The organism is Motilibacter deserti (genome assembly GCF_011250635.1).
Classification (GTDB): domain Bacteria; phylum Actinomycetota; class Actinomycetes; order Motilibacterales; family Motilibacteraceae; genus Motilibacter_A; species Motilibacter_A deserti.
Genome location: NZ_JAANNP010000061.1, coordinates 1 through 11307, shown reverse-complemented (window position 1 = coordinate 11307; position 11307 = coordinate 1). Strand labels below are relative to the sequence as shown.

Here is an 11307-nt window from a genome sequence, read left to right as displayed (position 1 = left end):
ATCGAGACCGGTGAGATCGTGCCGGAGGAATGCCGCACCGAGGTCTTCTTCATGCCGGCCGCGACGCATGTCGAGAAGGAGGGGACGTTCACGCAGACCCAGCGGCTCGTGCAGTGGCGCGAGAAGGCCCTGGAGCCGCCGGGTGACTGCACGTCCGACTTGTGGTTCATGTATCACCTGGGCCGCAAGATGCGGGAGCGGCTGGCGCAGTCCACCGACGAGCGCGACCGCCCGCTGCTCGACCTGACGTGGGACTACCCGGTGCACGGGGAGAAGCAGGACCCGGACGCCGAAGCCGTGCTTCGCGAGATCAACGGCGCCGACCTCTCGACGGGCGAGCCGTTGTCGACGTTCAACGAGATGAAGGCCGACGGGTCCACGAGCGGCGGCTGCTGGATCTACACCGGCATCTACAAGGACGGGGTCAACCAGGCCGCCCGTCGCAAGCCGGGCAAGGACCAGAGCTGGCTCGCGCCCGAGTGGGGCTGGGCGTGGCCGGCCAACCGGCGCATCCTCTACAACCGGGCGGCCGCGGACCCGGACGGCAAGCCGTGGAGCGAGCGGAAGGCGCTCGTCTGGTGGGACGAGGAGCAGGCCAAGTGGGTCGGGCACGACGTGCCGGACTTCCAGGTGGACAAGGCCCCGTCGTTCCAGCCCGACCCGGACGCGTCCGGGCCTGCTGCGCTCGCCGGTGACGACGCGTTCATCATGCAGGCCGACGGCAAAGCCTGGCTCTACGCGCCGAAGGGGGTCGTCGACGGCCCGCTCCCCGCGCACTACGAGCCCGGTGAATCGCCGTTCCGCAACACGGTCTACACCCAGCAGCAGAACCCGACCCGTGAGATCTACACCAGCACCGTCAACGAGATGCACCCGAGCCCTCCCGAGGAGGGCAGCGAGCACTTCCCGTACGTCTGGACGACCTCGCGGCTGACCGAGCACCACACCGCGGGCGGCATGAGCCGCTACCTGCCCTATCTCGCCGAGCTGCAGCCCGAGCTGTTCATGGAGGTCTCGCCCGAGCTGGCGGCCGAGCGCGGCCTCAAGCACCTGGACTGGGCGCACGTGATCACGGCGCGGGCGGTCATCGAGGCCCGGGTGCTCGTCACCGACCGGCTCACCCCGCTGCGGGTGCAGAACCGCGTGGTGCACCAGGTCTGGCTGCCCTATCACTGGGGGCCGGGCGGGCTGACGAGCGGCGACGTCGTGAACGACCTGCCGCACCTCACGCTCGACCCGAACGTCCACATCCAGGAGTGCAAGGCCGGGACGTGCGACGTCCGCTTTGGTCGTCGACCCCGCGGCCGCGCGGTGCTCGACCTGATGAACGAATACCGAAGGCGAGCACACGTGACGCGTGAGACCGGAACCGTGGCTCGTACGTCGGACTTGATCGACGCCGATCACGACGAAGTGCGATCCCGCCACGCGAAGGCCGGGTCGGTGAGCGTCGGCTACGGCGAGTCGGCGGAGACGACGGGGCAGCAGGCGTCCGCCGAGACGCCGACCGGGCGCGGCCAGCGGCCCGACGGGCCGGGCCGGAGCGGCTCGACCGGCGCGCCCGGACAGGAGAGCTGACATGGTGTCGGAGAACAGCCTGTTCGGACCGCTGGACCCGGCGCCCGACGCGGGCTACGAGGACGCCCCGCCGCGGGTCGGCTTCTTCACCGACACGTCGGTCTGCATCGGGTGCAAGGCCTGCGAGGTCGCGTGCAAGGAGTGGAACGCGGTCCCCGACGACGGGCTGAACCTGCTCGGCTTCTCCTACGACAACACCGGCGGCCTGGGCGCGGACTCGTGGCGGGCGGTCCACTTCATCGAGCAGCCGTACGGCGTCGGCAACAAGAGCGCGCCGTTCGCGAGCACGCCGACGGGGCCGTCGGGCACCGGGCCCGCCTTCGACGTGACCGCGGCCGGCGTCCGCGCGCTGCCCGAGCAGGACCGGCTCGGCACGGGCGTGGAGACGAGCCACGAGGTGGCCGAGGCCGCGCGGCAGGCGTCGGGCGCGCAGCCGCAGTTCCTCGGCATGCCCGGGGCGGAGCCCCCGGGCCGCGGCGGCGGGGCGGAGAGCCGGACGGACTTCCGCTGGCTCATGATGTCCAACGTCTGCAAGCACTGCACGCACGCGGCCTGCCTCGACGTCTGTCCCACCGGCTCGCTCTTCCGCACCGAGTTCGGCACCGTCGTGGTGCAGGAGGACATCTGCAACGGCTGCGGGTACTGCGTCTCGGCCTGCCCGTACGGCGTCATCGACAAGCGGGAGGACGACGGGCGGGCGTGGAAGTGCACGCTCTGCTACGACCGGCTGGGCGCGGGCATGACGCCGGCGTGCGCCAAGTCCTGCCCCACCGAGTCGATCCAGTTCGGTGAGCTCGACGAGCTGCGCGAGCGCGCGCAGCGCCGGCTCGAGCAGCTGCACGGCGCGGGCGTGAGCGAGGCCCGGCTCTACGGCAACGACCCGGAGGACGGGGTCGGCGGCGACGGCGCGTTCTTCCTGCTCCTGGACGACCCCGAGGTCTATGGCCTTCCGCCGGACCCCGTGGTCACCACCCGCGACCTGCCCGACATGTGGCGGCACGCCGGCGCGGCGTCGGCCGCGATGCTCGCCGGGGTCGCGGTGGCCTTCGTCTCCTCGTTCTTCGGCCGGCGCCGGTGAGTGCCGACGACGCGGGCGAGCACCGGCGTGCCGGGGGCGCGCCCGCCGAGCACCAGGTCGGCGCGACGCCGCCTGGCGGTGGCCGGGTCCCGCACGGCGACCAGGCCGCGCGCAGCTGGGAGTTCGGCCGCGGGGACGGGCGCCGCAAGCCGCGGGGCGGCGGCAAGCGGGACGAGAGCGTCATGGTGCCCGACGCCGAGTTCCAGTCCTACTACGGCCGCGCCGTGCTCAAGGCCCCGGTCTGGACGCACGACATCGCCATCTACCTCTTCACGGGCGGCCTGGCCGCCGGCTCCGCGCTGGTGGCCGCCGGAGCGGACCTCACCGGCGCGCCCACTCTCCGGCGCAACCTGCGGCTGACGTGCCTCGGGGCGCTCGGCGCGAGCACCTTCTTCCTCATCAAGGACCTCGGCCGCCCCGAGCGCTTCCACCACATGCTGCGGGTGGCGAAGCCGACTTCTCCCATGTCGGTCGGCACCTGGGTGCTCTCCGCCTTCGGCGGGCTCGCCGGAGCGGCGGCGGTGACGGAGGCGGCGCCGCTGCTGCCGCGTACGGGACTGCTGGGCCTCGGGCGCAAGGTGCTGCCAGCCGCCGGCTCGGCCTCCGGGCTCGCCGCCGCTGCCGTCGCTCCGGCGCTCGCGACCTACACGGCCGTGCTCTTCGCGGACACCGCCGTGCCGTCGTGGCACGAGGTCTATCGCGAACTCCCGTTCATGTTCGCCGGAAGCGCGCTCGCCAGTGGCGCGGGGGCCGGCATGCTGCTCGCCCCGGTCACGGAGGCCGCTCCTGCGCGGCGTCTCGCGCTCATCGGCGCCGCGGTGGAGCTGACGGCGGCGCACCGGCTCGAGGAGGGCCACGGCCTGCTCAGCGAGCCCTACACGCAGGGCCGTCCCGGCAAGCTGCTGCGGGCCGCGCGGGCGCTGACGCTCGTTGGCGTAGCCGGCGCGGTCGCCGGCGGCCGGAGCCGCATCGTGTCCGCGCTGGGCGGAGCGGCACTGCTGGGCGGGAGCATCGCGACGCGGTTCGGCGTCTTCGAGGGCGGTGTCGCGTCGGCAAAGGACCCGAAGTACACCGTCGTCCCGCAGCGCGAGCGCGTGGACGCGCGGGGCAGCGCGAAGGAGAAGCGGCATTCAGGAATTGCCGTTGACGAGGATTCATCCGCGCGAGAGGGCTAGCTCCCGGGCCGCGCGGGTATTTCCCTACGCGGCCACCACGGCCGCGTGGAAGGAGGGCGATCGTGCCCTACAAGACCCCGGACCAGATCGCCGTCGCCGCCGTCGTCGCGGGCGAGAAGAAGGCGATGCTCAGCCCGGACAAGATGCTCGTGGGCGGGTTCCTCGCCGGGGCGTACATCGCGTTCGGCGGCCTGCTCGCCGTCGTCGTCACGAGCGGGCTCGATCCGCAGCAGTGGGGCGGCCTTGTCACCCTCGTCAACGGCGCCGTCTTCAGCCTGGGCCTGATGCTCGTCGTCATCGGCGGTGCCGAGCTGCTCACGGGCAACATGGCCCTGATCCCTCTCGCCGTCCTGCAGAAGCGCGTGTCCCTCGGCCGGCTGTCGATCAGCCTGGGCATGGTGCTCGTCGGCAACCTGCTCGGGTCGCTGTTCGTCGCCTACTTCCTCGCGCTGAAGACCGGCGTGATCGGGACCCACCTGTCGCCTGAGGGCTCGTCGGGCGCCTCGACCTTCACCCGGCTGACCGCCGTCTCCGAGGGCAAGGCGATCACCGAGACCGACTGGCAGATCTTCCTGCGCGCCGTCGGCTGCAACTGGCTCGTGTGCCTCGCCGTCTGGCTGGCCATGGCCGCCGACGACATCGGCGGCAAGATCCTCGCCATCTTCTTCCCGATCATGGCCTTCGTGGCGCTCGGCTTCGACCACGTCGTGGCCAACATGTTCTTCCTCCCCGCCGCGATGTGGGCCGGGGCGCCGGGCATCGGCTGGTCCGACATCCTCGACAACTGGGTGTTCGCGTTCCTCGGCAACTTCGTCGGGGCCGGGGTGTTCGTCGCCACGTTCTACTGGTGGCTCTATCTGCGCGGTATGCCGGGCACGGCGGCACCGGCCGCGTCCGACGCCAGCGGGACGACGGGCGCTCCGGCGTCCAACGGCCGCACCCGCGAGGCGTCGGCGACCCGGGCGCACTGAGCCCCACGGGGAGGGCGGCCTACGCGACCGCCCTCCCTTCAGCGCACGACGACGGTGACACCCGCGACGGCGGGGACCAGCTCGCCCACGACCGGGTAGCCCGGGACCTCGCCGGCGACCAGCAGGCCGCCGGAGGTCTGAGCGTCGGCGAGCAGCAGCGCCTCGTCCTCGGGAACGGCCGACAGGTCGGCGTGCGGCCGCACCCAGTCGAGGTTGCGGCGCGTCCCGCCGGAGACGTAGCCCGCGGCCAGCGCGTCCCGTGCCCCGTCGAGGTAGGGCACGGCGGCCGCGTCGACCACCGCGGTCACGCCGCTCGCTCGCGCCAGCTTGTGCAGGTGGCCGAGCAGGCCGAAGCCGGTGACGTCGGTCGCGCACGCCGCGCCGGCGGCGAGGGCGCGCTCGGAGGCCTCGCGGTTGAGCGTCGTCATCGCGTCCACGGCCTGGGCGAAGCGCTCGCCGGTCGCCTTGTGCCGGCTGTTGAGCACGCCGACGCCGAGCGGCTTGGTCAGCGTGAGGGGCAGGCCGGCCCGCCCCGCGTCGTTGCGCATGAGCCGCTGCGGGTCGGCCAGCCCGGTGACGGCCATGCCGTACTTCGGCTCGGGGTCGTCCACGCTGTGCCCGCCGGCGACGTGGCACCCGGCCGAGGACGCCACCTCGAGCCCGCCGCGCAGCACCTCGCGCGCCAGGTCGAACGGGAGCACGTCGCGCGGCCAGGAGAGCAGGTTGACCGCGACCAGCGGGCGCCCGCCCATGGCGTACACGTCGGACAGTGCATTGGCGGCGGCGATGCGCCCCCAGTCGTAGGGGTCGTCGACGACCGGGGTGAAGAAGTCGGCCGTCGCGACGACAGCGGTGCCGTTCTCGATGCGCACGACCGCGGCGTCGTCACCCGCCTCCAGGCCGACCAGCAGGTCACCGCCGGCACCCTGCAGCGGAGCCGTCGGGACCAGCCCCGCGACCACGCTCTCCAGCTCGCCCGGCGGGATCTTGCACGCGCACCCGCCGCCGTGCGCGAACTGGGTCAACCGGTACGTCTCGGTGGCCGTCACGCCGCGAGCCTACGGCGGCGGCCGGCCGCGTCCCCGCCCGGCGCGGACAGCGCGGGGACGCTCAGGTGGCAGCGCCGTCGCGCTCGCGATGCGCGGAGTAGGGTTCGTCTCCGGTCCCCGCCACCGCCTGTGACGGCACCGGGGAGGCGTTCGGGGTACTGGTGTCCCCCGCGGTCTTCAAAACCGTTGAGGCCGAGGATCTCGGCCTGGTGGGTTCGATTCCCATCCGCCTCCGCTCAGCGGCGCGTCCGCGGCGCGCTCAGCAGGAGTCGACGACCATCTGGTCGACGCGCTTGGTGAAGGCGTAGACCGCGTCCGCGAGGCGGGGGTCGTCGCCGCTCACCTCCACGCGGAGCAGGTGGTCGAAGTCCTGCCCGGTGCCGCTCTGCAGGACGGCCTTCAGCCCGTGTGCGCTGGCGTGGGCGTAGAGCTGCGCGAGGCAGGCCGGATCGGCGGACCGGACCTCGATCCACCCGCCGAAGTCGTAGACCAGCTTCGGTTCCACGCGCAGGGCTCCTTTCGACCGCGCTGGGGCGGCCTGCTGCCGCCTTTGGCTGATGCGCGCCGCCAGTCTGCGGTGCCGGAAGCGTCCCCGGCAGCCGCCGATCGAGCGCGGCGCGTCACGATCGGATGAACCTGCGGGCCGGGGCCCGCCGGACGGGTCAGCGGCCGGTGGACGAGAAGTGCTGGTAGTCCTTCGACGCCCGCCAGATGCCGCCCCAGCCCCAGCCCTCGACCGCGAACGCCTTCACCACGGCGTCCTTGGCTCGGATCAGGCCGGGCACGTCCTGGGACCGGTCGACGTACGCCCGCCCGGCGGCCGGCGCGACGGACCTGCCCTGCACATAGGGGTTCTGCACCGGGTTGATGTCGACGGCACGGCCGTAGGAGTGCTCGGACCAACGGCTCGTGCCGGCGACCTTGCGGCAGTTGTAGGCCGAGGTGTTGTTGGCCGCCATCGACCGGGCGTCAGAGCCCTTGTAGTTGTCGACCAGCACCATGCGGGCGATGGGGAACCGTGCCTCGTAGAGCCTGCCGAACGCGGCGGTCACGTCGCCGGCGACGGCCGCGGCGACGACGAGCTCGCCGGTGTGGGCCTTGGCGTCGAAGCCGTAGTAGGTGAGCCGGACGAGGCGCAGGTCCTTCACCTTCACCGGGCAGCCGGCACGGTGGGAGTACCTCATGCGCGCGAGCGTCGCGTTGTCGATGCGGCTGACCTTCGACGTGTACGCCGGCAGCTCGCCGCGCGCCGGCGCGGCCGGCGCGGCCTGTGCGATGGACGCCAGGGCGGCGGTCGACGCCACGAGCAGCGACAGCACCGCCGACAGGGGCTTGACGGCTCGGCTCGTCCTTCGGGCTCCGCTCACCGGTCCATGGTGCCGCAACCCCGGAATGCCCGGCTTCGGCGCCCCGACCTAGAGTGCGCCGGTGACGGACTCGCGGCGTGCCATCCCGCGTACGGACGCGGTGCTCGCCGACGAGCGCATGGCGGGGCCGGTGCTCCGGCTCGGCCGGGAGACGGTCAAGGGCGCGGTGCGGCAGGCGCAGGATCAGGCCCGCCGGGGGGACATCGCCCCCGAGGACGTGGTCGCCGCCGCCCTGGCCGCCCTGCCGCGGGCGGCGACCAGCCTGCGCCCGGTGCTGAACGCCACCGGTGTCGTCCTGCACACCAACCTCGGCCGCGCTGTCCTGTCGACGGCCGCGGTCGAGGCGCTGGCGACCGCCGCGGGCAGCACGGACGTCGAGCTCGACCTCGCGACCGGGCGGCGGGCGCGCCGGGGACGGGGGGCGCTGGAGGCGCTCGCGGCCGCGGTGCCGGCGGCGGGCGGCGTGCACGTGGTCAACAACGGGGCGGCCGCCCTCGTGCTCGCGGCGACGGCGCTCGCTGCCGGACGCGAGATCGTGGTGAGCCGCGGGGAGCTGGTGGAGATCGGGGACGGTTTCCGGCTGCCGGACCTGCTCGAGTCCACCGGTGCCCGGCTGCGCGAGGTCGGCACCACCAACCGGACCTCTCTCGACGACTACGCCGCCGCGGTCGGCCCGCAGACGGGCATGGTGCTCAAGGTGCACCCGTCGAACTTCGTGGTCACCGGCTTCACGTCGTCCGTCCCGGTCGCCGGGCTCGCCACCCTCGGGGTGCCCGTCGTCGTGGACATCGGCTCCGGACTGCTGGCCCCCGACCCGCTGCTGCCGGACGAGCCGGACGCGGCGACCGCCCTGGGCGCGGGGGCCGCACTGGTGACCGCCAGCGGGGACAAGCTGCTCGGCGGGCCGCAAGCCGGGCTGCTGCTCGGGGAGGCGGGCGTCGTGGAGCGGCTGCGCCGTCACCCGCTGGCCCGGGCGCTCCGCGTCGACAAGCTGACGCTCGCTGCGCTGGAGGCGACGCTGCGCGGGCCGGCGACGCCCACCTGGGAGGCGCTGCGCGTGCCGGCCGACGCGCTGCGGTCGCGGAGCGCGCACGTCGTCGCCCGACTGCAAGAAGCCGGCGTACCCGCCGAGGTCGTCGAGTCGGCCGCGGTCGTCGGGGGCGGGGGCGCGCCCGGGGTGGAGATCGGGTCGTACGCCGTGGCGCTGCCGGCGGCGTACGCGGCGCCGCTGCGGCTGGGCGAGCCGTCGGTCGTGGGCCGGGTCGAGCGCGGCGCGCTGCTGCTCGACCTGCGCTGCGTGCCCGCGGACCGGGACGACGACGTGGTCGGTGCGGTGCTCGACGTAGGAACGGTAGGACAGGAACCGTCGTGCACGTGATTGCGACCGCCGGTCACGTCGACCACGGCAAGTCGACGCTGGTCCGCACGCTCACCGGGATGGAGCCCGACCGGTGGGCCGAGGAGAAGCGCCGGGGGATGACGATCGACCTCGGCTTCGCGTGGACGGCACTGCCTTCCGGCGCGCAGGTCGCGTTCGTCGACGTACCCGGGCACGAGCGCTTCGTCCCGAACATGCTCGCGGGCGTCGGCCCGGTGCCGGCCGCGATGCTCGTCGTCGCGGCCGACGAGGGGTGGATGCCGCAGTCCGCTGAGCACCTGGCCGCGCTCGACGCCCTCGGCGTGCGGCACGGCCTGCTCGTCGTCACGCGCAGCGACCTCGCCGACCCCGACCTGGCGCGGGCGGAGGCGATGGCGGAGATCGCGGCGACGTCGATCGGGGAGGTCGACGTCGTCGCCGTCAGCGCGGTCACCGGAGAAGGGATTCCGGAACTTCGCCTCGCTCTCGAACGCCTCGTCCAACAGCTCCCACCCGCGGAGTGCGCCGCCCCCGTCCGGCTGTGGGTGGACCGCTCGTTCTCCGTCAAGGGCAGCGGCACCGTCGTCACCGGCACGCTCCCGTCGGGCTCGCTGGCGGTGGGCGACGAGCTCGAGCTCGGGCCCGGGAGGCGACGGGTGCGGGTGCGCGGCCTGCAGTCGCTCGGCGCCTCCCACTCGCGGGTGGACGCCGTCGCCCGCGTCGCGCTGAACCTGCGGGGTGTCGAGCGGGACGAGGTGGGGCGAGGGGACGCGCTCGTCCCGCCGGGCGCCTTCCTCTGGTCCGACACGGTGGACGTGCGCGTGGGCGGGCTGGCCACCCCCGACCTGCCGACCGAGCTGGTGCTGCACGTGGGCTCGGCGGCGGTGCCGGTGCGGGTCCGCCCGCTCGGGCAGGACACCGCCCGGCTGGCCTTCGCCTCGCCGCTCCCGCTGCGGATCGGCGACCGCGCGCTGCTGCGCGACCCCGGCCGCCGCGCGGTCCTCGGCGGCGTGACGGTCCTGGACGTACGCCCCCCCGCCTTGCGCCGTCGTGGCGCCGCCGCGGCGCGTGCCGCCGAGCTCAAGCAGCTGGAGGGCCGGCCGGACGAGGCGGACGAGCTGCGCCGGCGCGGGCTGGCCCGCCGGGCCGAGCTGGCGGCCATGGGCGTGGCGGTCGCCGGCACGCCGGTCGCAGGGGACTGGCTCGCCGACCCGGGCACCTGGCGGCGCCTGCGCGCGGCGGCGGTCGAGGAGGCCCGCCGATACGCCGACGCCCATCCGCTGGAGCCCGGGGTCCCCCTCGACGTGGTCCGCCAGCAGCTCGGGCTGCCGGACCGCATCCTGGTCGAGGCCCTCGCCGCGGGTCAGCTGCAGGCCCGCGGCGGTCGGCTCGTCGTGCCGGCCGCCGGGGCGCCGGCGCTCCCCGCGCCCGTGGCCGCGGCGGTGCAGGCCGTCGCGGCGGACCTGGCCGAGGCGCCGTTCCGGGCGCCCGAGGCCGACCGGCTCGCGTCCCTCGGGCTCGGAGTGCGCGAGCTCGCCGCCGCCGTGCGGGTCGGCGCGCTGCTCAAGGTCGCCGACGGCGTCTACCTCCTCCCGGACGCACCCGCCCGCGCCGCCGCCCTGCTCGCCGGCGTCGCGCAGCCGTTCACGCTGAGCGAGGCGCGCCAGGCCCTCGGCACCACGCGCCGGGTGGCCGTGCCCTTCCTCGAGCTGCTCGACCGCACGGGGCTCACGCAGCGGCTCCCGGACGACCGGCGGACCGTGCGGAAGAGTGGCGGCTGACCCCGGTGCCGACGTCCCCGACTCTCCAGGAGCTTCCATGGCTCGAGTGCTGCTGACCGGCGTACGCGGCAAGACCGGAGCCCCGCTGGCGGAGCTGCTCGCCGCCCGGCCCGGCGTCGAGGTGCTCGGCGGCAGCAGCAGCCCGGCGGAGGTGCGCATCGACGGCGTACGCCCGACCGCCTTCTCGTGGGACGACCCGGCGGGCTGGCCTGCGGCGGTGGACAGCGTGGACGCGGTCTACGTCGTCCGCCCCGACCGGGCCGACGCCCCCGAGCTGGTCCGGGCACTGCTCGACGTCCTGCCCGAGCCGGCGCGGGTCGTGCTGCTGTCCGAGCAGGACGCCGACTATCCAGGGCCGGGCGGGTGGGCGCCACGCGTCGAGCGCGCAATCCGGGAGAGCGGCCGGAAGTGGACGGTCCTGCGGCCGAGCTGGTTCATGCAGGTCTTCACCGACCCCCGCTTTTACGTCGACGACATCGCCGACACGGGAGAACTGGAGTTCGCGAGCGGCGGGGCGGCCATCGCGTGGATCGACGCCCGCGACATCGCCGCTGTCGCCGAGCGCGCGCTGCTCGAGCCGGGCCACGCGGGGGCGGTGTACGAGATCACCGGGCCGGAGGCGCTCTCGCTGCCGCAGACGGCGACGCTGCTGTCCGAGGCGGCGGGTCGCCCGGTCGTCCACCGCGAGGTGGGCATCGACGAGGCCGTCGCCGGCAGCGAGGGCTTCGCGCGCGAGCTCGACGTGCTGACCTTCGAGCGGGTCCGGGACGGCAGCTTCGCGGTCGTGACCGACACGGTCGAGCGCGTCACGGGGCGCCCGGCGCGGTCGCTCGCGGGCTTCCTGCGCGAACACGCCGGGATGCTGCGGCGCAACGGCTGACCGCCCGACGGCCGGCCCTGGGTCGGCCAGCGCCCAGGGCCGTGCTCGCGGCCACGTCTGCCGGCCGGCTC

9 protein-coding genes, 1 tRNA gene and 1 pseudogene are annotated in these 11307 nt (G+C 74.5%); 8 read left to right on the top strand and 3 right to left on the bottom strand.

What is annotated here, in order from left to right; all coding sequences use genetic code 11:
• The 4 genes and pseudogenes from G9H71_RS18870 to G9H71_RS18855 all read left to right on the top strand — a co-directional run.
• Positions 1–1389 (top strand): annotated as a pseudogene (locus G9H71_RS18870) (molybdopterin dinucleotide binding domain-containing protein); the annotation flags it as partial.
• 190 nt (positions 1390–1579) lie between these two features.
• On the top strand, positions 1580–2656 hold the full coding sequence (locus G9H71_RS18865) for a 4Fe-4S dicluster domain-containing protein (protein WP_166284337.1): 1077 nt from the start codon (positions 1580–1582) through the stop codon (positions 2654–2656).
• Positions 2653–3831 (top strand): NrfD/PsrC family molybdoenzyme membrane anchor subunit, encoded by a 1179-nt coding sequence (gene nrfD, locus G9H71_RS18860; protein WP_331273113.1) that lies wholly within the window; start codon positions 2653–2655, stop codon positions 3829–3831. Before G9H71_RS18865 ends, nrfD begins: the two co-directional genes overlap by 4 nt.
• A gap of 62 nt (positions 3832–3893) precedes the next feature.
• The gene (locus tag G9H71_RS18855) at positions 3894–4802 is read left to right on the top strand and encodes a formate/nitrite transporter family protein (protein WP_166284336.1); all 909 of its coding nucleotides are present in this window, start codon (positions 3894–3896) and stop codon (positions 4800–4802) included.
• Between the two features lie 38 nt (positions 4803–4840).
• Here G9H71_RS18855 and selD read toward each other — a convergent pair whose 3' ends face one another.
• Complete coding sequence (gene selD, locus G9H71_RS18850) at positions 4841–5851, bottom strand: selenide, water dikinase SelD (RefSeq protein WP_166284335.1); 1011 nt, start codon at positions 5849–5851, stop codon at positions 4841–4843.
• A gap of 142 nt (positions 5852–5993) precedes the next feature.
• On the opposite strand from selD, the gene G9H71_RS18845 reads away from it, so the two are divergent.
• Positions 5994–6087 (top strand) — tRNA-Sec (locus G9H71_RS18845).
• Positions 6088–6110: 23 nt separating this feature from the next.
• Here the strand turns inward: G9H71_RS18845 and G9H71_RS18840 are convergent.
• Both G9H71_RS18840 and G9H71_RS25280 read right to left on the bottom strand, forming a co-directional pair.
• Positions 6111–6356, bottom strand: coding sequence for a hypothetical protein (locus tag G9H71_RS18840; RefSeq protein WP_166284334.1), 246 nt, complete (start codon positions 6354–6356; stop codon positions 6111–6113).
• A 157-nt stretch (positions 6357–6513) separates the two neighbouring features.
• Positions 6514–7218 (bottom strand): M15 family metallopeptidase, encoded by a 705-nt coding sequence (locus G9H71_RS25280; protein ID WP_331273112.1) that lies wholly within the window; start codon positions 7216–7218, stop codon positions 6514–6516.
• 118 nt (positions 7219–7336) lie between these two features.
• On the opposite strand from G9H71_RS25280, the gene selA reads away from it, so the two are divergent.
• From selA to G9H71_RS18820, 3 genes are read left to right on the top strand one after another with little or no spacing between them, the layout of a single operon-like run.
• A complete protein-coding gene (gene selA, locus G9H71_RS18830; protein ID WP_231135100.1) occupies positions 7337–8596 on the top strand; it encodes an L-seryl-tRNA(Sec) selenium transferase in 1260 nt (419 codons plus the stop codon).
• Positions 8587–10356: a selenocysteine-specific translation elongation factor gene (gene selB / locus G9H71_RS18825; RefSeq protein ID WP_166284332.1), complete on the top strand. Its 1770-nt coding sequence runs from the start codon at positions 8587–8589 to the stop codon at positions 10354–10356. The genes selA and selB overlap by 10 nt, the downstream gene beginning before the upstream one ends.
• A gap of 37 nt (positions 10357–10393) precedes the next feature.
• Entirely contained in the window at positions 10394–11236 is an 843-nt protein-coding gene (locus G9H71_RS18820) for a Rossmann-fold NAD(P)-binding domain-containing protein (RefSeq protein ID WP_166284331.1), read from the top strand.
• Positions 11237–11307: the final 71 nt, after the last annotated feature.